Annotated in this window: 19 protein-coding genes; 6 read left to right on the forward strand and 13 right to left on the reverse strand. The window is 67.6% G+C overall.

The window, feature by feature from the left end; all coding sequences use genetic code 11:
* Window positions 1-6: 6 nt before the first annotated feature.
* Window positions 7-1452: an aminotransferase class I/II-fold pyridoxal phosphate-dependent enzyme gene (locus tag ACFZCE_RS16265; RefSeq protein ID WP_390940767.1), complete on the reverse strand. Its 1446-nt coding sequence runs from the start codon at window positions 1450-1452 to the stop codon at window positions 7-9.
* A 202-nt stretch (window positions 1453-1654) separates the two neighbouring features.
* Window positions 1655-1885: a hypothetical protein gene (locus ACFZCE_RS16270; RefSeq protein WP_390940769.1), complete on the reverse strand. Its 231-nt coding sequence runs from the start codon at window positions 1883-1885 to the stop codon at window positions 1655-1657.
* A 162-nt stretch (window positions 1886-2047) separates the two neighbouring features.
* On the opposite strand from ACFZCE_RS16270, the gene ACFZCE_RS16275 reads away from it, so the two are divergent.
* The 3 genes from ACFZCE_RS16275 (at window position 2048) to ACFZCE_RS16285 (ending at window position 4139) form a co-directional block, all read left to right on the forward strand.
* Entirely contained in the window at window positions 2048-2572 is a 525-nt protein-coding gene (locus ACFZCE_RS16275; protein WP_390940770.1) for a hypothetical protein, read from the forward strand.
* Window positions 2573-2707: 135 nt separating this feature from the next.
* Entirely contained in the window at window positions 2708-3430 is a 723-nt protein-coding gene (locus ACFZCE_RS16280) for a transporter substrate-binding domain-containing protein (protein WP_390941169.1), read from the forward strand.
* 94 nt (window positions 3431-3524) lie between these two features.
* Window positions 3525-4139 (forward strand): LysE family transporter, encoded by a 615-nt coding sequence (locus ACFZCE_RS16285; RefSeq protein ID WP_390940771.1) that lies wholly within the window; start codon window positions 3525-3527, stop codon window positions 4137-4139.
* Here the strand turns inward: ACFZCE_RS16285 and glpT are convergent.
* Complete coding sequence (gene glpT / locus ACFZCE_RS16290; protein WP_390940773.1) at window positions 4103-5458, reverse strand: glycerol-3-phosphate transporter; 1356 nt, start codon at window positions 5456-5458, stop codon at window positions 4103-4105. The genes ACFZCE_RS16285 and glpT overlap by 37 nt on opposite strands.
* Window positions 5459-5649: 191 nt before the next feature.
* On the opposite strand from glpT, the gene ACFZCE_RS16295 reads away from it, so the two are divergent.
* A complete protein-coding gene (locus ACFZCE_RS16295) occupies window positions 5650-6966 on the forward strand; it encodes an NtaA/DmoA family FMN-dependent monooxygenase (protein ID WP_390940775.1) in 1317 nt (438 codons plus the stop codon).
* Here ACFZCE_RS16295 and ACFZCE_RS16300 read toward each other — a convergent pair.
* Together ACFZCE_RS16300 and ACFZCE_RS16305 are read right to left on the reverse strand one after the other, a co-directional pair.
* Complete coding sequence (locus tag ACFZCE_RS16300; protein WP_390940777.1) at window positions 6956-7294, reverse strand: hypothetical protein; 339 nt, start codon at window positions 7292-7294, stop codon at window positions 6956-6958. The genes ACFZCE_RS16295 and ACFZCE_RS16300 overlap by 11 nt on opposite strands.
* Before the next feature lie 241 nt (window positions 7295-7535).
* Window positions 7536-8384 (reverse strand): LysR substrate-binding domain-containing protein, encoded by an 849-nt coding sequence (locus ACFZCE_RS16305; RefSeq protein WP_390940779.1) that lies wholly within the window; start codon window positions 8382-8384, stop codon window positions 7536-7538.
* A 75-nt stretch (window positions 8385-8459) separates the two neighbouring features.
* Here ACFZCE_RS16305 and ACFZCE_RS16310 point away from each other — a divergent pair, with 75 nt between their 5' ends.
* Window positions 8460-9350, forward strand: coding sequence for an EamA family transporter (locus tag ACFZCE_RS16310; RefSeq protein WP_390940781.1), 891 nt, complete (start codon window positions 8460-8462; stop codon window positions 9348-9350).
* On the opposite strand, the gene ACFZCE_RS16315 is transcribed toward ACFZCE_RS16310, so the two are convergent.
* Window positions 9343-10260, reverse strand: a complete 918-nt coding sequence (locus ACFZCE_RS16315) for an EamA family transporter (RefSeq protein ID WP_390940783.1) — start codon at window positions 10258-10260, stop codon at window positions 9343-9345. The two genes, ACFZCE_RS16310 and ACFZCE_RS16315, sit on opposite strands and share 8 nt — an antisense overlap.
* Before the next feature lie 103 nt (window positions 10261-10363).
* On the opposite strand from ACFZCE_RS16315, the gene ACFZCE_RS16320 reads away from it, so the two are divergent.
* Window positions 10364-11353 (forward strand): LysR substrate-binding domain-containing protein, encoded by a 990-nt coding sequence (locus ACFZCE_RS16320; RefSeq protein ID WP_390940785.1) that lies wholly within the window; start codon window positions 10364-10366, stop codon window positions 11351-11353.
* On the opposite strand, the gene ACFZCE_RS16325 is transcribed toward ACFZCE_RS16320, so the two are convergent.
* The 7 genes from ACFZCE_RS16325 to ACFZCE_RS16355 all read right to left on the reverse strand — a co-directional run bounded on the left by ACFZCE_RS16325 (window position 11296) and on the right by ACFZCE_RS16355 (window position 20260).
* Entirely contained in the window at window positions 11296-12111 is an 816-nt protein-coding gene (locus ACFZCE_RS16325; protein ID WP_390940787.1) for a protein phosphatase 2C domain-containing protein, read from the reverse strand. The genes ACFZCE_RS16320 and ACFZCE_RS16325 overlap by 58 nt on opposite strands.
* Window positions 12112-12174: 63 nt before the next feature.
* A complete protein-coding gene (locus tag ACFZCE_RS16330) occupies window positions 12175-13011 on the reverse strand; it encodes a hypothetical protein (RefSeq protein WP_390940789.1) in 837 nt (278 codons plus the stop codon).
* Window positions 13012-13013: 2 nt separating this feature from the next.
* Complete coding sequence (locus ACFZCE_RS16335) at window positions 13014-14633, reverse strand: hypothetical protein (protein ID WP_390940791.1); 1620 nt, start codon at window positions 14631-14633, stop codon at window positions 13014-13016.
* Between the two features lie 24 nt (window positions 14634-14657).
* Window positions 14658-16109, reverse strand: coding sequence for an OmpA family protein (locus ACFZCE_RS16340; RefSeq protein ID WP_390940793.1), 1452 nt, complete (start codon window positions 16107-16109; stop codon window positions 14658-14660).
* A 260-nt stretch (window positions 16110-16369) separates the two neighbouring features.
* Window positions 16370-17734, reverse strand: coding sequence for a c-type cytochrome (locus ACFZCE_RS16345; protein ID WP_390940795.1), 1365 nt, complete (start codon window positions 17732-17734; stop codon window positions 16370-16372).
* An 11-nt stretch (window positions 17735-17745) separates the two neighbouring features.
* Entirely contained in the window at window positions 17746-19515 is a 1770-nt protein-coding gene (locus ACFZCE_RS16350; protein WP_390940797.1) for a GMC oxidoreductase, read from the reverse strand.
* Window positions 19516-19540: 25 nt separating this feature from the next.
* Window positions 19541-20260 (reverse strand): gluconate 2-dehydrogenase subunit 3 family protein, encoded by a 720-nt coding sequence (locus ACFZCE_RS16355; RefSeq protein ID WP_390940799.1) that lies wholly within the window; start codon window positions 20258-20260, stop codon window positions 19541-19543.
* Window positions 20261-20367: the final 107 nt, after the last annotated feature.

The raw sequence follows: 20367 nt of genomic DNA on the forward strand, positions 1-20367 counted from the left end.
CTGTTTTCACCCCACAGCCCCTTCCAACAACCCCCGCGCCAACGCCCCCAAGGTCTTGATCCCCTGCACATACGGCTCATCCAGCACCTGCCCGCAGCTGATCCGCACGCAATGCCGGTAGCGCGCCCCTTGGGAATACACCTGCCCGGGCATGATCACGATGCGTTCGGCCACGGCGGCGCGGTACAGCGCCAGGCTGTCGACGCCGTTGGGCAGTTCCAGCCACAGCAGGAAGCCGCCATCGGGCTGGGTGGCGCGGGTGCCGGCGGGGAAGTGTTCGGCGATCAGCCCGCGCACGCTGGCCACTTGCTGCTCGTAGAGGCGGCGCACGCTGCGCAGGTGGTGGTCGTAGTGGCCGTGGCGGAGGAACTCGCTCACCGCCATGCACAGCAGCTGCGACTCGCCGCCGGTGGAGGAGAACTTCAAGTGCCGCACGGCGTCGGCGTAGCGGCCGGCGTCGATCCAGCCGAGGCGAAAGTCCGGGGCGATGGCCTTGGAGAAGCCCGAGCAGACCAACACCCAGCCGTCCGGGTCGAAGGCCCGTAGCGCCGGCGCCGGCGGTTCGGTGTATTGCAGTTCGGCGTACACCAGGTCTTCGATCACCGGCACCTTGTACTGCTGGGCGAGGGCGGCCAGGCGCTGTTTGTGCGCCACCGGCATGCTGCAGCCGAGCGGGTTGTGCACGGTGGGCATGCACACCAGGGTGGCCAGGCGGCCGGCTTCGAATAGACTTTGTACGGCGTCGAGGTCCAGCCCTTGTTGCGGGTGGGTGGGGATTTCAACCGCGTTCAGGCCCATGCTGGCGAGAAACGCGTAGAGGTTGAAGTAGCTCGGCGCCTCGATGCCGACCGTGTCGCCGGGGCGGGTGGTCACCCGCAGGGCCAGTTGCAGAGCTTCCATGGCGCCGTGGGTGATGGTCAGGTCGTCGGCGCGCAGGGCCATGCCGAGGTGGCGGGCGCGGCGCACCACTTGTTCGCGCAACGGCAGCGGGCCGGGCGGCAGGGCGTATTGGCCGAGCAGTTCGGGCTGGCTGCGCAGCAGGCTGGCGGTGGTTTTCGCCAGGCGTTCCTGGGGGAAGAACCGCGGGCCCTTGGGGATCGCCAGGGCCAGGTTGAGGTGGCCGGGGCGGCCCTGGGCCTGCAGCACTTCGCTGAGCAGCTGTTGCTGGGCGTTGCCCTGCACCTGGCTGGGCTGGCGGCGCAGCGAGGCACTGGGTTCGGCGAGCACGCTGCGCACGTAGAAGCCCGATTGCGGGCGCGCGGCAATCAGGCCCTGGTCTTCGAGCAGGCGGTAGGCGGCGGTCACGGTATTGAGGCTGAGCCCGCGCTGGCTGGCACAGTCGCGCAGCGAGGGCAGGGCGCTGCCGGCCGGCAGGCGGCCGGCCTGGATGGCCTGGGCCAGCTCGCGGGCCAGGGCCTGGTAGCGGGTGCGCGGAGGGGCGAGGGTGGGCATGGCGGGTGGGCTCGCGGCGGGGAACTGCCACCATTAAAACATGCCCGGGTGGGGGCTGTACTCATCGATGAGGGTGAGGGTTGAGGGCCCATCGCCCGGCACAGCCGGCCTCCCACCGGTTTTGTGTAAGTACTTGATTTACGAGGCAACATACAACCCGTGGGAGGCCGGCTGTGCCGGGCGATGGGCCCTGAAGCACGGCTCACCCCGCGCGCTGCTCCAACAACCGCTGCGCCGCTACATCCAGCGCCCGGTAGGCGGCCGCGTGGTCCGCCCACGGCCCCTTCACCTCCAGCTCATAGGGCCGCCCCGGGTTGGCCCGGTCGAACCGTGAAAGCCAGGCCACATGGGGCGGCGCGCCGTTGCTGCGGCCAAATGTAATCCATACCCTGGGGGCCTTGCGGGGGTAACCATACGAATGAAACAGCGCCATAGCGTTAGACCTTGCGACGGGTTTGAACGGGACTCAGGTGCCGGAAGTGGTAATGGCTATATGGCACCATCGTACCCATAGACTGCAAGCTTTTTTAGACGTTCCGCCACTTCTCAGGCACTATCATTGCCCCTCGAATATCCCCTGCTAGGAAGGCAAACGGTGCGTAAGATTTTCTCGGTGTTGCTCTGCTGTGCGTTGTTCCCGCTGCCGGCCTGGTCGGCGCTGGCGATCGGTGATTTCACCCTGGGCATGCCGCGCCAGCAGGTCATGGAAGTGCTCAATCGCTACTTCCCGAAAGTCGAGCAGCAATACAACCTCGCCTACGCCGCACCGATGCCTTACTACCGCGCGCTCGAACCCAACCGCCCGTATCTGCTCGGGGATGTGCCCATCTATCTGGTGGGTGCCTACTTCGACGAGGCCGACCGCCTCAAGCAACTGAGCATCAGTTTCAACGTCACCGATGTTGAACGCATCAAGCCGCTGGTGCCGCTGATGCGCGACGCGCGCCTGGTGCCCGGCACTGACGGCCGCCATGAGGTGCTGGTCGCGGACGGTGAGCTGACCTACTCGGTGTCCCACGTGTTTGACTGGACCACCGTCGAGATCGCCGACAAAGCCACCTCGGCGTTGAACATCCCGATGCGCGCCCACCTCGATGAGCGGATCAGGGCCACGAAGTAGCCGTGCGCCCAGCGCCCGCCACAACGGCAAGGTTGAGCTAGCATAAGCAGGTAAAACCAGCACAAGGGCCTTGCAGTGAAAACCCTTCTCCAGCCGCTGCTGTTGATCGCTTCCATCCTCCTGGGCTACCCGGCCATGGCCCAGGCCGCGGCCGATATCGAAGTGGTCACCGAAGAACTCCCGCCCTACAACATGACCGAAAATGGCCAGGTCACGGGCCTGAGTACCGAGATTGTGCAGGCGGTGATGAAACAGGCCGGGGTCAGCGCGCCGATCCAGGTGATGCCCTGGGCGCGGGCCTATGACCGCGCTTCGGAAATCCCCAACGTGCTGATCTACTCCATCGCCCGCACGCCGCAGCGCGAGCCGTTGTTCCAGTGGGTTGGGGCGATCGCGCCAACCCGTTGGTTTCTCTACAGCCTGGCCGACAAACCGATCCACCTGAACAGCCTCGCCGACGCCCACGGCCATCAGATCGCTACGGTAAACAAGGATGCCGGGCAGGAATACCTGCTCAGCCAGGGCTTTGTGATGGGCCGTGAGCTGCAGTCCACCACCAAGTACGAAAACAACTACCACATGCTCAAGGTCGACCACGTCGAACTGTGGATTTCCAACGAGCTCAACGCCTATTACCTCACCCGCCGCAACGGCGCGGACCCAGACCAGGAACTGGTGCGTTCGCTGGAGCTGAAAGACCTCGGCGGCGCCGAGGGCCTGAACATGGCCTTCAGCAAAGGCACGCCGCCCGAGCGGGTGGAACAGTTCCGCCAGGCCCTGGCCACGGTGCGCAAGAACGGCACTTATGACGCCATCCTCAAGCGCTGGCTGTCGGGCGAGGGGCCCACGCCGAAGTAGGCAACTGTTACCTTAAAAATTCAGTTTGGCTGGTGCTGTACCCACCCTGGCCAGCCGCTTAGCCTAGGCCGGGTATTTCACAGGACCCGCCCCCATGACTGAATTCTTTGCCCTGGCCAGCTACCTGCTGGTGATGATCATCACCCCTGGCCCGAACAACATCATGCTCACCGCCTCTGGCGCCAACTTCGGCGTGCGCCGCACCTTGCCGCACATGTTCGGGATTCTGGTGGGCAACGGCGTGCAGTTTTTCTGCTGCAGCCTGCTGATGGCCAGCGCCGCCGGGGTGCTGGCGCCGGTGCGCCTGCCGCTGGCGGTGGCCGGTTGCCTGTACCTGCTGTGGATGGCGCTGAAGCTGGCCAGGGCCGGCTCGCCGGGCCAGCGCGAGGTGGGCCAGCCGGTGCGCTTCATCGGCGGGATGCTGTTCCAGTGCGTGAACCCCAAGGCGTGGATCATCGTGATCAACGCCACCGTGCTGTTCACCCCCGCCGGCAGCCAGTGGCTGGCCGCGCTGACCCTCACCGCCACGGCCTTTTGCATCGGCGTGCCGTCGCTGCTGTGCTGGGTGTGGGGCGGCGAGGGCCTGCGCCGCTGGTTGGGCAACCCGCGGGCGCTGGCCGTGTTCAACCTGAGCATGGCCGGGCTGTTGGCCGGCACCGCGCTGTGGCTGCTTTACGACGAACTGCTACGCGGCCCGGCGCTGGCCTGAGCCTTGCGCTGGCCCAGGGTGGGCAGCAGGAAGGCGATCGCCAGCACGCAGCCGGCGATCAGCAGGATGAAGCCGCCGTCCCAACCGAAGCGGTCGACCACGTGGCCCATCAGCGCGCTGGCCGCCACCGAGCCGCCGAGGTAACCGAACAGGCCGGTAAAGCCGGCGGCCGTGCCGGCGGCTTTTTTCGGTGCCAGCTCCAGCGCCTGCAGGCCGATCAGCATCACCGGGCCGTAGATCAGAAAGCCGATGCACAGCAGCGCGGCGAGGTCCACGGCGGGGTGGCCGCTGGGGTTGAGCCAGTACACCAGGGTGGCCACGGTCACCCCGGCCATGAACACGATGCCGGTCAGGCCGCGGTTACCCTTGAACAATTTGTCAGATAACCAGCCGCACAGCAGGGTGCCGGGGATGCCCGCCCACTCATAGAAAAAGTACGCCCAACTGCTGGTGTCGACCGAATAGCCCTTGGCTTCCTTCAGGTAAGTCGGTGCCCAGTCGAGCACGCCGTAGCGCAGCAGGTAAACGAACACATTGGCCAGGGCGATGTACCAGAGCATGCGGTTGCGCAGCACGTACTTGACGAAGATCTCCCGCGCGCTGAACTCGCGCTCGTGGGCGGCGCTGTAGCCCTCGGGGTAGTCGTTGCGCCATTGCTCCACCGGCGGCAGGCCCATTGACTGCGGCGTGTCGCGCATCGTCGCGAAGGCAAACGCCGCCACCGCCACGGCCACCGCCGCCGGCACGTAAAAGGCCGCGTGCCAGTCGTTGAACCAGCCCAGGCCGAGCAGGAACAGCGGGCCGATCAAGCCGCCGCCGACGTTGTGCGCCACATTCCACAGCGATACCACCGCGCCGCGCTCGTTCTGCGACCACCAGTGCACCATCGTCCGCCCGCTCGGCGGCCAGCCCATGCCCTGGGCCCAACCGTTGACGAACAACAACGCGAACATCACCGCCACGCTGGAGGTGGCCCAGGGCGAGAAGCCGAACAGGAACATCACCGCCGCCGACAGCAACAGCCCGGCGGTGAGGAAGTAGCGCGGGTTGGAACGGTCGGACACCAGCCCCATGAGGAACTTCGACAAGCCATAGGCGATGGCGATGGCCGACAGCGCCAGGCCCAGTTCGCCGCGGCTGTAGCCGCTGTCGACCAGATAGGGGATGGCCAGCGAGAAGTTCTTGCGCAGCAGATAGTAGCCGGCGTAGCCGAAGAAGATCCCGGCGAAGATCTGCCAGCGCAGGCGGCGGTAGAGGGGGTCAACCTGTTCCGCCGGCAGCGGCGGGCGGTGAGGGGCAGGGCGGAAGAAAGCGAACATCGGCAGTCCTTGTGATTGTCATTGTTCGGCAATTATTACAATTGGATGACAACCCCTGCCTTGGCTGAGCGGACGCATTCGGTTGGGTAGGCGACATGTTCGCGCTCTATGCATATGCATATCGGTTATTTCTGGGAGGTTTTGAACGCCTATAAGCTGGCCGGCTTTTCGCCATCAAGGACACCGCTACCATGCCTCGTACGCTCGCACAGATGCGCCTTGGCCTGTTCATCCAAGCCGCCGGCCACCACGCCTCGGGCTGGCGCTACCCTGGCGCGCAGAGCGGCAGCGAGAACGTCGAGCTGATCGTGCAACTGGCCCGGCAGGCCGAGCAGGCCAAGTTCGACCTGGTGTTTTTTGGCGACAAACTGGTCACCAGCGCCGGCGAGCACCCGTCGATGGTCGTGCGCCTCGAGCCGCTGGTGCTGCTCGGCGCGCTGGCGATGGTCACCGAGCGCATCGGCCTGGCCGCCACCGCCTCGACCACCTACAGCGAGCCCTACACCCTGGCGCGCCAGTTCGGCAGCCTCGACATGCTCTCCAAGGGCCGCGCGGCCTGGAACGTGGTCACCACTGGCTACGACAGCGCGGCCAACTTCAGCCGCGCCACCCACCCCGACCACGCCAGCCGCTACGCGGTGGCGGAGGAGTTCGTGGAGGTGGTGCGCGGCCTGTGGGACAGCTTCGAAGACGACGCCTACGTGCGCGACGCCCACACCGGTGTGTACCTCGACCCCGCCAAGATGCACCGCCTCGACCACGCCGGGGCGGCGTTCAACGTGGCCGGCCCGCTCAACCTCACGCGCCCGCCCCAGGGCCACCCGGTGCTGATCCAGGCTGGGTCTTCCGGGCCGGGGATGGCCCTGGCGGCGCGGATTGCCGAGGTGGTGTTCACCGCCCAGCAATCGCTGGCCGACGCCCAGGCGTTCTACCGCGCCATCAAAGCCCAAGCCGTGGCCCACGGCCGCGCCGCCGAGCATTGCCTGGTGATGCCGGGCTTGATGCCGATCATCGGCGCCACCCGCAGCGAGGCGCAGGCGCGCTTCGACCGCCTGCAGCAGTACAACGACCTCGGCGCGGCGTTGGGGTTGGTCAGTGAGCGGTTGGGGGTAGACGTGAGCGGCTTTGACCTTGACCAGCCGCTGCCGCCCTTGCCGTTGCCGCAGAACATGCTCAGCCGCGCGCAGTTGCTGCTGGAGTTGTCACACCGCGACGGCCTGACCCTGCGCCAGGTTGCCCACCTCACCGCCGGTGCCCGTGGGCACAAGATCGTGGTGGGCACGCCGGCGCAGGTGGCCGAAGAGATGATCGCCTGGTTCGAGGGCGAGGCGGCCGATGGCTTCAACCTGATGCCGGCCTACGTGCCGGAGGGGCTGAGCCTGTTCACCGAAGGGGTGCTGCCGATTTTGCGCCGGCATGGGTTGTTCCGCGACGAGTACAGCGGCAGCACCCTGCGCGAACACCTGGGGCTGCCGCGCCCGGCCAACCGCCACACGGTCAGCCGTTGACCCACACGCCGACGTGCCAGTGCCAGCCATCGCCACGCGGTTCCCAATAGGGCGCGACGTAGTGGTAGCCCGGGCGCACCGGCTCCCAGTGGCCGCGGGTGGCCACGTAGCGGTTGCCGTTCCAGTGCCAGTAGCCGCGTGCCCACACGTAACCGGGGCGCGGCGCCGGCTCGGCTTCGATCACTTCCACCGGCGGCGCCTGCGGCGCGACCACCTCGACGGTTTCCCGCGGCGGCCGCTCGCGGTAGGCGTAGCGTGGGTGTTCGTGGACAACGCAGCCGGAGGCGCTGAGCACGGCAACGGCGAGGGCAAGCAAGCGAAGGTTCATGAGCAACACTCCAGCGGACGGGCAACAACAATGTTGTAATCGTTTGTTGCTGTACCGAGGCTGAATGACTCTTCAGGTGCAGGGGCTTCAGGGCCTATCGCCCGGCACAGCCGGCCTCCCACGGGTTCTATGTTGCTATGTAAATCAATTACTTACACAAATCTGGTGGGAGGCCGGCTGTGCCGGGCGATAGGCCCTAAAGCCCTGCACAAAATCGCCAGAGCCCACAAACTGCTCCCCCTCACACCACAAACCGCTGCCCGATCATCCGCGCCAACACCGTGGCCGCTTCGCTGCGCTCGCGTGGCTGGCGCAGCAGCAGGATGCGGTGTTCGGGCAGCGCCGGCAGGCCGCTGAGCAGGCGCATGCGCTCGGTGATGCGGCCGCGGTCGACGATGCCGATCGCCAGGCCGGCCTCGATGCAGGCGCGCACGGCCTGGCCGGACTGGGTGTCGAGCACCACTCGCCAGGCTTGGCCGCTGGCGGCCAGGGCCTCGCGGGCGGCGTCGTGGTAGGGGCAGGGCGCGGCGTACAGCGCCAGCGGCAGCGGGCTGCCGGGGTTGGCCACGTAGCGCAGGCCGCACACCCATACCGGGGTGGTGCGCTGCAGCAGCTCGCCGTCGGCGCGCGGCTGGGCCAGCGGCTGGCTGGCCACCGCCAGTTGCAAGTGCCCCTGCTGCACCTGCTCGACCAGGCTGTAACTGGGCGCGGTGACCACCTCCACCGCCACCTGCGGCCACTGCGCGGCGAACGCCGGGAGGATGTCTTCGATCACGTGCACCACGTATTCATCCGGCACCCCAAGGGTCACCCGGCCCTCCAGCGGCGGCCCCTGTATGTGCGCCAGGGCCTGGTCATGGGCGCTGAGCAACGCGCCGGTGGCGCCGAGCACGCGCAGGCCGAGGGCGGTGAGGGTCACCGCCTGGTTGTCGCGCTCGAGCAGGCGCCCGCCGGCCAGGGCCTCGAGGCGTTGCACGTGCACGCTGATCGCCGCCGGGCTTTTATGCAGCAGTTGCGCGGCGGCGCGGAACTTGCCCAGGCGGGCGATGGCGTGAAAGGTTTTCAGCAGCTCGATGTCCAGCGTGGGCATGGTTCACCTTTTATGAAGCACTCGGCTAAAACGTTTTGATATACGAAAGCATAGCCAGCCCCTAGCGTAGGGGCCATGACTAAATCCACCGCGATACCCAGCGCCGCCACCCACCTGCCCCTGCCGCTGCTGGAGGCCGCGCTGGTGCTGTGCTGGAGCTCGGGCTTCATTGGCGCGCGGTTTTCCATCGGCCATGCGCCGGCGTTTCTGGTGGTGTTCTGGCGCTGCCTGGTGGTGGCGCTGGTGCTCACCCCCTGGGTGCTTGCCGAGGTGCGCCGGGCACCGGCGCGGGTGCTGTTGCGCCACGCCGCGCTGGGCCTGCTGGCGATGGCCGGGTACCTGGCCGGGGTGGTCGGCGGCATCGCGTTGGGGGTGCCGTCTGGCCTGGCGGCGCTGATTGCCGACCTGCTGCCGATGGGCACCGCGCTGCTCGGCGTGCTGCTGTTCGGCCAGCGCCTGGCGCCACGGGTGTGGCTGGGCATGCTACTGGGCGCGCTGGGCGTTGGCCTGATGACCGCTGGCGCGCTGCGCCTGGGCGATGCGCCGCTGTGGGCGTACGCCTTGCCGCTGCTGGGGATGCTCTCGCTGGCGGTGGCCACCCTCTGGCAGCCGGGGGAGGGCGGCCTCGGGGTGCTGGCCAACCTGTGGGTGCAAAGCCTGGCCTCGGCGGGCGCCTTCGCGCTATTGGCCTGGGCCCAGGGCGGCTTGGCGCCGCGGCTGGAGCAGGGCTTCGTGCTCAGCGTGCTGTGGACCGCCGGGCTGGCCAACCTCGGCGGCTACGGGCTGTACTGGCTGTGCCTGCGGCGGGCCTCGGCGGCGCGCGTGGCCAGCGTGTTGTACCTCAGCCCGGCGGTGACCCTGCTGGCCGGCGCCTGGCTGTTTGGCGAGCCGCTGGGGGGCGGCATGCTGCTGGGGATGGTGGTCGCCGCGGCGGGCATTGCCCTGGTGCTGCGGGCGCCTAGGTAGCCACCGCCGGCACCCGGTGGCGGTGCGCCGCGCAGGCCACGCCGCCGGCCAGCAGGGCGATGGCCGCCACCTCAGCGAGGCTCGGCAAGCGCTGGGTGTAGATGAACCCGTAGAGGCAGGCGCAAAGGGTTTCGAACACGATCATCTGCGCGCTCAGCGACGCCGCCAGGCGCCGCGAGCAGGCGTTCCACAGCGCGTTGGCCAGCCACGAGCCGCACACCGCCAGGTACAGGCACACCCAGAAGAACACCGCCCAGCGCGCCGGCTCGACCTCGCTCGGCAGCAGCCCGGGGAACAGCCCCCAGGCCAGCCCGCCGAAGGCCACCGCCACCGCGCCGGTGATGATCCCGAGCAAGGTTGACCATTCGCTGCTGTTGAAGTGGCTGCGCTTGAGGTAGCGCGCGTTGTGGGTGGCGTACCAGGCCCAACTGGCCACCGCGCAGGCGCCGCAGGCCAGGCCCAGCAGTTGCTCGCCCAGGGTGTGCGCGGTGCCGCCGCCGGGGTGCTCGAGGGTGATGGTGGCCAGGCCCAGCACGATCATTGCCAGCGGCAGCTTGAGCTGGCGCAGTGGCAGCGAGCCGGCGTCGCCGCGGCCGAGGAAGGTGATCGCCACCGGCAGCACGCCGTTGACCAACGAGGCGGTGGTCACCCCGGCCAGTTGCACGGCGGCGCCGAGCAGGGCGTAGTTGACCACGTTGCCGGCCAGCGACAGGCGCAGCAGCATGCCGAGGTCTTCGCGGGTCAGCCGGCGCAGCAGGCCGGCGGCAAAGGGCAGGGCGATCAGCAGCGACACCAGCCCGTACAGGGCAAAGCGCACGCAGCTGATCAGCACGGCGCTGAATTCAGGCAGCAGCGACGGGCCGATGATCACCCCGCCCCAGATGGCCCCCGCCAACAATGCAAACCCCATCGCGCCTTTCATACGCCACCTGCTCTGAACACTGGAGCCGATTCTAGCGGTGGCGCATACTCGGCACCTGCGATAAAAACGCTGCCAGGCATTCCGCCACGGAATGCCTCTCGTGTTCGAGGTGCTCGCCATCAACCGCTACTTGCGTACCCTGCCGCCGCTGGAAACCCTGGTCACCTTCGACGCGGTGGCGCGGCGCCTGAGCTTCACTCACGCCGCCACCGAGGTATTCCTCACGCAAAGCGCGGTGAGCAAGCAGATGCGCCAGTTGGAGGCCGCCCTCGGCGTGCCGCTGTTCGAGCGCAAACCGCGCGGGGTGGCGCTGACCGCCGCCGGGGTAGAGTTCCAGGCCACCGTCACTGGCGTGCTCGGCACCTTGCAGCACAGCGTCAGCCGGCTGCGCAATGTGCACCAGCCCAATGCGGTGTCGGTGTTGGCCACCCATGCGCTGGCGCAGTTCTGGCTGTTCCCCAAATTGATCGAATTCAACCGCGCCTACCCGGACATCGCCGTGCACGTGCACGCCACCAATGAATTCGACCAGGGCAGCGTCAACGACTTCGACCTGGGCATCTTGTACGGCGATGGCCAATGGGCCTCGCTGGCGGCGGATTTTCTCCTGCCGGAAATCGTCTACCCGGTGGCCCACCCGGCGCTGCCGGTCGCTGGCATCCACACCCTGGAACAACTGGCCCAGGCCAACCTGGTGCAGATCGACACCTCGGCCTGGCATTGCCTGAACTGGCAGCAGTGGTTCGGCCACTTTGGCCAGCGCTACCAGCCGCTGCCCAAGGCGCCGGTGTTCAACCAACTGACCCTGGCCTTCCGCGCCGTGCAGCAGGGCATGGGCATCGGCCTGGCCTGGAGTTTCATGGGCGACGAAGCCCTGGCCCGTGGCGAGTTGCAGCGGGTCACCGGCTTTGAATGCGTGACCGGCAACGGTGAGTACCTGGTGGCGGCCAAGCACCGCCCGCGCTCGCCCTGCGCCGAGGTGTTCCGCCAGTGGCTGCTGGCGGCGGTGGCGGCCGACGCCGCTCAGGCCACCCGCAGCCACAACGCCGAGGCGTCGTCGCTGGCCTTGAAGCGCGGGTAGCGCACGCAGGCGGCGTCTTCCACCTCGATGGCGCGCAGTTGCTGCGCCAGCGGGCCCAGGCCTTCGGCCAGCACCGCGGCGAAGAACGCGTCGGGGCTGTACACCTGGTAGGTGTCGAACAACGCTGCGAAGCCATCGCTCATGAGGATCAGCTCGTCGCCAGGGGCCACCGCCGCGCGCATGTAGCGGGTGCCGGCGGTGGCCTGGGCGGCATCGACGCTGAGCACCGCCTTGGGCCGCTCGCGGGCGGCGCGGCGGTCGGCCAGCACCTCCGGTGAGCGCAGGATGCCGGCGCCGGCCCCCGGGCCCAGCGCCGCGGCCTCGGCCATTTCCGTGGCGCGGTCTGGCGCCGGCGTGAGGAACGCCACCCCGGCGGCGCTGCGCTGCAGCACCACGCAGTCGCTCATGAAGCCGCACACCAGTTGTTCACCTTCCAGCGCCACCGCGGCGAACGAGGCCCGTGGCAGTTCCCAGGCGGCCACCGGCTCGCGCTGCTTGGCGTGCTGGTACGCTTGTTCAAGGCTGTGGAACACCTGCTCGCACAACTGCGGCAGCGGCCCGCTGAATTGGCTGAAGGCCCGCTGCGCGGCACTGGCCAGCCACGCCGCGCCACCGCGCGCGCCGAGCAGGCCGGGCGCGCCGAGGTCGGTGGCGCCGTCGATCACCCAGGCGTGGGTGTCGGCGCAGCCGAGGCGGTCGTCGTTGGGAACGGAAGGTTTACCGGCAAGGCTCAAGGCCTGGATCAGATCGAAATGCATAAGGCGCCCTGGTTGAGGAGGGTGGCTGCCCCGGGGGGCAGCCGGCTGAACGGTGGATGCCAGCTACTGTAGATCAACCGTCAGCGAAGGTGCGCCAAAACTCACCAATTGGGCGTGGGAACGGGCCAGGTAACCGCCCCAGAACGCCTCGAGCTTTTGCACCGCGGTGCCGGGGCGGTAGCCGGCTTTGTTGGCGGCCGGCACCAGCCCGGCGCCGATCACGTACACCTTGGCGCCGCCGAGGTCGGCGAACAGGTTTTTCTGCTCGACCTTCTTCAGCTCCACGGCAGGGTCGATGCCGCGCAGCCCGTTGTTGCTGTAGAAGCTGCCGAAATCGCTGTTCTCCAGCATGTCGCTGGCCAACAGCACCACTTTTTCAGGCGCCGGGCGCTGGGCGATGTCATCGCCAATCTGCTTGAGGCTGAAGAAAATCTCGCTCTTGGCGATGTCTTCGCCGGGCTTGGCGAAGCTTTCGACCATCTTCTGCCCCAGCGCTTTTTGCAGGAAGGCCATCTGCTTGCCCAGGCAGGCATCCAGTTGGCGCAGGCTGTTCATGCCGATGTCGTCGCGGGCCTTGGGCGCCAGGGTGCCCTCCAGTTGCCCGGCGTAGGCCAGGTTCATGTAGTTGCCCGCCAGGTAGGCGGAAAACCCATACAGCCGCACGCTGTCGCCGGGCTGCAGGTAGCGCAGGGCGTGGCGGTAGGTGGATTCTTTAAGCGCCTGCGGCAGTTGCACGGTCTGGTCGATGATGATCACCAGCTCCCGCCCGGACGGCGCCGGGCGCTGCTGGCTCAACTTCGCGAAGTCGTAGCAACTGGGCAGGTCGTTGCGCTCGGCCGCGTGCAGCAGCGGTGGGCTGAGCAGCAAGGCGGTCGAGGCCAACAGCGCGCGCCAGGCCATGCTCACACCTCCTGGGGCGGCGTGCCGGCCTTGGCCGCCATGCGCTGCAGGCGCTGAACTTTCTTCAGTTGCTCGACGGTGACCTGGAACTTGCCGGCGAGGAACGCCAGCTCGTCGTCGTCGAAGTCGCTGAGGTCTTCGAAGCGGTCAGGGTCCAGCGCCAGGGTGGCGGCGGCGGCCGGGGCAGGTGCCGCCACAGGCGCAGGCGGCGCAGGCGGGGTGGCTTCGGCGACCGGCGCGGCGGCCTGTGGCTTGGCCCGGGCACGCTGCTCGGCCTGGTCGGCTTCCCAGTGTTCACGCTGCTGGCGGTGGCTTTGCTGTTGGTCTTTGTCACTCTGGCGCGAGCCCTTGCGGCGCTTGGCCACGTACGCTTCGAAGTTACGATGGCCAAAGCCCTTGAGCATGTGCTCGCGCTCATGCCCGGAGGTGGTGATGCGGTTCGCCAGGCGGCTTTGCAGCACGGTGAGCTTGGCCTGGGCATCGCGCGCCACCCGCTCGCGCAGGTTCTGGAAGTGCACGGCGAACTCTTCGGCGTTGTTGAAGCCGCGGGTGTAGTGCCAGGCCTGCGCGGACTGCTTGCCGGCGAAGGAGAAACGGTTCGACAGCACGATGCCCACGCCCTGGATGCCGAGGAAGATCACCGAGAGGATGATGTAGGTGGTCAGCGAGGCGGCGCGGATGGCTTCCATTTTGTCTTGCGCCGAGTTGTGTTCGGCGGCCTGGTTTTGCTCGGCGCTTTCGGCCGGCAGCTCGAACGGCGAGTCGGGCAGCTTGGCGCCGCCGGCCTGGGCCTGGCTGAAAGCATCGGGGTTGCTGACCAGGTCGACTTCGATCGACTTGAGGCTGTAGTTGCGGATCACGAACGCGCCAATGGCGATGGCCAGTACATACACCAGGCACACGGTGGTCCAGGTGTACTTGGGGGTGACCCGGGCGTTGTGCTCGGTGCGGTTGAGCACCTTCAGGTAGTTGGGTTCGTCGTCGTCGCGGTAGGTGTTATCGATGTCGACCTTGGTGTCGGCCTCGAGGTCGCGCGGGGTGCGCGATTGCTCGTACCAGGTGCGGATCTTGCTGATCAGGCTGCTGTGGTGCATTTCGCGGCCGGCCATTTCAGTGAAGAACACCGCTGCCACCGACAGCAAGAACGCGGTGAACCAGGCCAGCATGCCGGCCACATTGGCCGAGATGTTCTGCACCATGAACGGCGCCAGCACGTAGGCAAAGCCCACCGCTTCGAAGAAGATCAGGCCGATGATCAACAGCCACAGCAGAAAGCCTTTTTCCCGGCGGCCGGTTTCGTGGACCTTGTTCAGGTAGTCCCGGCATTTGTCGTAGAACGCCGGGCTTTTGTTTAGCTCGTGGTAATACGCGTAGTAGTCGGCGCACAGCTTGCTTTCGCTGTTCAGCCAGCCATCTTCGCTGGGCATCGGCGGTTTTTTACTGTCGCTGGCAATGCGCCCGAACAGCGGGAAGGCATAGGCCACGTTCATGTAGAAATAACTGACCTTCGCCCACCACACCTTGATGGCCACCAGCAGCACCATGGTGGTGAGGATCACGCCCACCGCCACGCGGTGCAGCAGCAAGAAGGCCGACAGGCTGTCCATTGAAAACTGTTCCATGATTGTCCTTGATTTGAATGCGGGTCAGGTGCGGATCGGCACGAACTTGGCCACGTAGCGGTCGCCGGCCTGGTCGTAGAACAGCTCGCCGTCTACGGCTTTGGCGCCGAATTTCTCCAGGACCACGTCCATGCAGCTCAGCGGGGCCTGGGCGTCGTCGATGAACACCCGGTACAGCACGGTGTCCTGGCCTTCGAAGGTATTGGCCACGGCGTTGAGGGTGGTGGCCTTGGCTTTTTTGTTCTGCTCGTAGCCCTTGACCAACTGCACCCGTGGCTGCTGGCCGACCTGGGCGCTTTCGCGCAGCACCGCCAGTGGGGTGATCGTCACCAGGTTGCCGTTGACCGCGTTGGCCCACACCCGGCCGTTGTAGCCGGGCAGGTATTGATCAGTGCCGTGCTGGCTCAGGGCCTGGCCGTTGGCGAGGTTTTTCACCTCGCCCATCACCCGTGGGCGGTCAGCGTCGCAGCGGCTCACCGGGGTGCTGGCGTAGGCCTGGGGCAGCAGGCTCAGGCCGCTGCTGCGCAGGGGCTTGAGCAACTGCGCCAGGGGCGTGGCGTCGCTGGTCACCGGGCGGCCGCCGAAGTCGATGAAGCTCGCCGGCAGGCTCGGCTTGGCCGCGGGAGGGCTGGCCTCGGGGGCGTTGGCCAGCACCTTGGGGGCGCTCGCCGGCGCCGGCTTGGCAGCCGGCGCGGGCTGGGTGCGGGTACCGTGGGCGAGGTAGCGCGGGTTGCTGCGCTCTTGCGCCACGCGTTGCTCGAGCAGGGCGGTGCTTTCGAGTTGCACGATCTCCACCCGGCGGTTTTGCGCGCGGCCCTCGGCGCTGGTGTTGTCGGCCAGCGGCCGCGCCGCGCCAACGCCCTGGAAGTAAAGGTTTTGCTTGGCGATTCCGGCCTGCGCCAGCACCTGGCCGACCGCGCGGGCGCGGCGCTCGGAGAGCTGCTGGTTGAATTCGGCGCTGCCGGTGGCGTCGGTGTGGCCCACCACCAGAATGGCCTGGGGCTTGCCATCGGTGGGCTTGAACACCTCGGCCAGCTTGCGCACCTGGCGCAGGCCGTCGGCACTCAACTCGGCGCTGGCGGTGGGGAACATGCCTTGGTCTTCGACCTGGGCGACCAGGCCGGCATCGCTCGGCGCCGCCGTGGGCGCCTGGCCGTTCGCCGTGGGGGCCTGGGCCAGCAGGGTTTGCACCTGCATCTTGAGGTTTTCTTCCTGGGCGATGCGCTCCAGCGCTTGCTGGCGGTTTTGCCACACATGGCCCACCGCGCAGCCCGCCGCGCCACCCACCAGGCCACCGGCGGCGGCTTTGCCGGCGTCGCGGGTGACCGCGTAGGTCAGCCCCGCGCCGAGCAGCGCGCCGCCGGCGCAACCGATGACCGTACCGTAGTCACGGCCAGCGTGGTCGAAGCTGGCACAACTGCTGAGTGTGACCGCCAGGGCCAACACCGCCAGCTTGCCAGGATGAACGTACTTCACTGCAATGCACTCCTTTGTCGCGCGCGAAAACCTTCGCGAACGCCACAGCCGAGCGCAGGCGCCTGGTGTTCGTCCGTGAAATAGAGGCTTCCGAATGTATCCGTTTCGGTTGAGGGCGGGATTGGATCACAGCGGAGGGGGGCGATCAATGGCCTTGTGCCATTTGCCTGAGAGGATGGCTGCCTGGGCGGGGGCGGGCGGGGTGTGGTGGGAGGGCCCTTCGCCCGGCACAGTTGGAGTGCCGGGCGAAGGGGGCAGTGTCACTGCCCGTTATTGGCCCCCAACGCCGCTTCACCCACGCGGTGCTTGCCCAGCTCCGCGCGCACGGCCTTGACCTGGCTGGCGTTCACCGCCGGCGCCTGGTTCGACCAGCCTTGGCGCAGGAAGGTGGCCAGTTCTGCCACTTCGGCGTCGTCCATGCGCCCGGCGAAGCCTGGCATCGGCAGCACCGAGGGGGCCTGTTCAGTCGACGGCGTTTGCGCGCCGGCGAGGATCACGTGGATCAGCCCGGCCGGGTTCTCGGCATTGACCAGCGAGGCCCCGTCAAGCCGCGGGAACACCCGTGGCGCGCCCTGGCCGGTGACGAAGTGGCAGGCGCCGCAGTTGTCGAGGTACAGCCGTTGGCCAAGGCTGAGCTGGGTCGCCGCGGTCAGCGCCTGGGTGGTGGCCTCGCTGCGCGCCGCCTGCGGCTGGTACACCCGGGGTGCGCCGGCCGGCAGCGATTGCAGGTAGGCGGCAATGGCGCGCAGGTCAGGCTCGCTCAGGTGCGAGGTGCTGTTGGCGACCACGTCTTTCATCTCGCCGGCCACCGCCGCGCTGCTGTTGCGCCCGCCGGCCAGGTAGGCCACCAGGTCATCTTCGGACCAATGCTTGACCCCGCGCAGCGCCGGCACGGCCCAGCCGTTGAGCTCGGCGCCGGTGAGGTAGGCCGGGGCGCTGTCGTCCAGGCCGCGCTCTTGCATGGTCAGGGCCCGGGGCGTGTGGCACGAGCCACAGTGGCCGAGGCTCTGCACCAGGTAGGCGCCGCGTGCGATGCGCGCATCGCTGCTGGCCGCGTTCGGCGCCGGGGTGGTTTCCGGGCTGGGCGCGAACAGGCTGCGCCAGTACGCCAGCGGCCAGCGCAGCGACAGCGGCCAGGGAATGCCATTGGCCTGGTTGGCCTGCTGCACCGGTGCCACGCCCTGCATGAAGTAGGCGTACAGGGCTTCGGTGTCGGCCGTGCTGACCTTCGCATAGGACGGGAACGGCATCGCCGGGTACAGCGCGTTGCCGTCGTGGCCGATGCCGCGGCGCACCGCGCGCTCGAACTCGCCGTAGCTCCAGCCGCCGATGCCGGTGCGGGCGTCGGGGGTGATGTTGGTCGAGTAAATGGTGCCGATCGGCGACTCGATGCCCAGGCCGCCGGCGAACGGCTTGCCGCCCGGGGCGGTGTGGCAGGCCACGCAGTCACCGGCGCGGGCCAGGTACTCGCCCTGCTTGACCAGCTCGGGCGTGAGCGCCTGGCTGAGCTTGGCCTGGGCATCGCCGCCGCGGTTCAGCAGCAGGCTCACGGCCCAGGCGGCCAGGGCCAGCAGCACCAGCACGGCGAGCGCCAGCAGCCAGGGGGAACGGTGTTTGCTGTTCATCTTCTCGCTCCTCATGCGCTCACCAGCGGGCCGGGGTTCTTCAGGTATTGCTCCTTGATCGCCTGGGCCGCCCAGAGGGTCAGCGCGCCAATCATAGAGGTGGGGTTGGCCTGGAAGTTCTGCGGGAAGGCGTTGCCGCCCGGCACGAACACGTTGTGCACGTCCCAGCTTTGCAGGTAGCGGTTCAAGGCACTGGTTTGCGGCGAATCACCCATCACCGCGCCGCCCACGTTGTGGGTAGACACATACTTGGTGATGTCCCAGTGGTCGTTCATGCCCAGGTAGCTCTCGCTGTAGCTGTCCGGGCCGAGCTCCTGGGTGATGTTCTTGACGATGCCACGCAGGTACTGCTGCAGCTTCAGTTCGTTCTGTTTCCAGTCGAAGGTGATCCGCAGCAGCGGCAGGCCCCAGGGGTCTTTGTAGGTGGGGTCGAGGTCAACGTAGTGGCCGCGGTAGCTCATGCAACTGGTGGTGATGCCGATCTTCATCGAGTGGCCGTACCAGTCGACCATGCCGTCTTTCCAGCCCTGGCCCCAGTCCGCGGTGCCGCTGGGCAGCGAGGTGCCGATCGGCGTGCCGGTGGATTGCGAGCTGTGGATCTTCGCCCCGCCGATGATGCCCAGGCCCGGGCCGTCGAAGTTGCCGGGGGAGACGTCGTTGAACATCTGCCCGGTGGCGCCAGCGGTGGCGAAGGGGTTGAAGAACTTGTCCTTGAAGAACAGCGTGGTGGCGCCGTTGCTGAGGAAGGCGTAGTTGCGCCCGACGGTGCCGGTGTTGCTCACCGGGTCGTAGGCCTGGCCGATCTTCGACAGCAGCATCAGCCGCACGTTGACGAACTGGAACGCCGCCAGCACCACGATCTTCGCCGGCTGGAACACTTCATTGCCGTGCTCGTCGGCGTAGGTCACGCCGCGCGCGGTTTTGCCGTCGGGGTGCAGGTCGACCCGCAGCACGTTGGCGTTGGCCCGGTAAGAGAAGTTCGGCAGGCGCTTGAGGGCGTCCATCACCGCGGTTTGCGGCGAGGCCTTGGAGAAGTTCAGGCACGGGTACTTGCTGCAATAGCCGCAGTAGTTGCACGGCGCGATCTGGTTGCCGTAGGGGTTGGTCCAGGCCCGCGAAACGTTGGCCGAGGGGTTGGGGAAGGGGTGGTAACCCAGCTTGCGCGCGGCCCCGGCGAACATCGAGCAGTTGAGGGTGTCTTCCAGCGCCGGCAGCGGCGCGGGCTGCGAACGTGGCCCTTCGAATGGGTCGCCGCCTTCGAGGATTTGCCCGCGCAGGTTGCCGGTCTTGGCCGACAGCCCGCAGATCTGGTCGAAGCGGTCCATGTAGGGTTCGATCTCTTCCCAGGTGAAGGGGAAGTCCTGAACCTGCATGCCTTCACCCAGTTGGCCGGGCTTGTAGGCCTGGTCGGCGTAGGTTTTCAGCTTGATGTCGGTAGGGGTAGGGCGGATCAGCACGCCGGTCCAGTGCAGGCCCGAACCACCGACGCCGGTGCCGGGCACGAAGGCGCCCCACTGGCGGGTCGGCAGGGCGGTGCCGCTGATGTCGTGGCGCACGGTGAGGGCGCCGTCGCGCGGGGTGACCATGATCTTGTTGCGCACGCCGTAGGCGTATTCGTCGGCCGGTTTGGGGTAGGCGAAGTCGGCGTTGTTGCGGTCTTCACCGCGCTCCAGGGCGCGGACTTTCAGGCCCGCCTGGGCCAGTTCGATGCTCATCAGCGAGCCGGCCCAGCCGAGGCCGACCACCACCACATCGACGTCATCATTGGTAATGTTTGCCATAAAAATCCTGTTCTGTTGAGGCGGCTTAGCCGCGCTGGCCGCTGAGGCTGACCGGGCCCAGGGGGTACTTCACGTTGTGCTGGGCAACCCATTCCAGGTAGCTGGCGCGCGCCCCGGGGAAGCCAATCGCGATCCACGCCTTCATGCCCTTGTTGCCGCCGTAGATCGGGTCGGCCAGGTAGCCCTGCTTGGTCAGCTTGAGCAGTTCGCCGAAGAACAGCTTCGAGCCCATCACCGTTTCGCCGAAGGCGGCGAAGTCGACCTTGCCGGCCTGCAGGTTCTTCAGCGCGTCGGCCTTGCCGGCGGCGTCGAGGGCGGCGAAGTTGGCGCCGTGGGTTTGCTGGCACCAGGCCTGGGCGGCCTTGATGCCGTTGCGGCAGATCTGCTGCGGGCGGTACGGCAACTGGTAGCCCAGGGTGGGCGGGGCCTTGAGGTCGAACGGGCCTTCGAGGTACACCTCGCTGCCGAGGTCGCCGGCCAGTTGCTGGTCGAGAAACACCGGCACGTTGGTGTCTAGCGCCCCTGGGGCGCGGCCGCCGCCGGGGATCAGGCTGTCGCAGGCGGCGAGGATGAACGCCCATTCGGCGGCGTCGAAAAACGCGGGTTTATAGGTGTCCAGGCTGGGCGCGACCATGTCGGCGGCCATGGCGGCGCTCAGCCCCTTGACCGCCACGCCCATGGCGGGCAGGGCGATCAGCGAGGACAGCAGGAATTTTCGTCGGGACGTTTGCGAGGCTAACAACATATTCGGCTCACCTAAGCTGCTGGCAAAAACCGTGCGGCGCAGGCAACACCTAGCGCGCTCAACGTTGTGCGGCCCCTGGGGCAATTTTCGCGCGCACGCCTCCCGCG

Origin of the sequence: Pseudomonas sp. NPDC007930 (assembly GCF_042958985.1) — a bacterium.
Lineage (GTDB): Bacteria > Pseudomonadota > Gammaproteobacteria > Pseudomonadales > Pseudomonadaceae > Aquipseudomonas.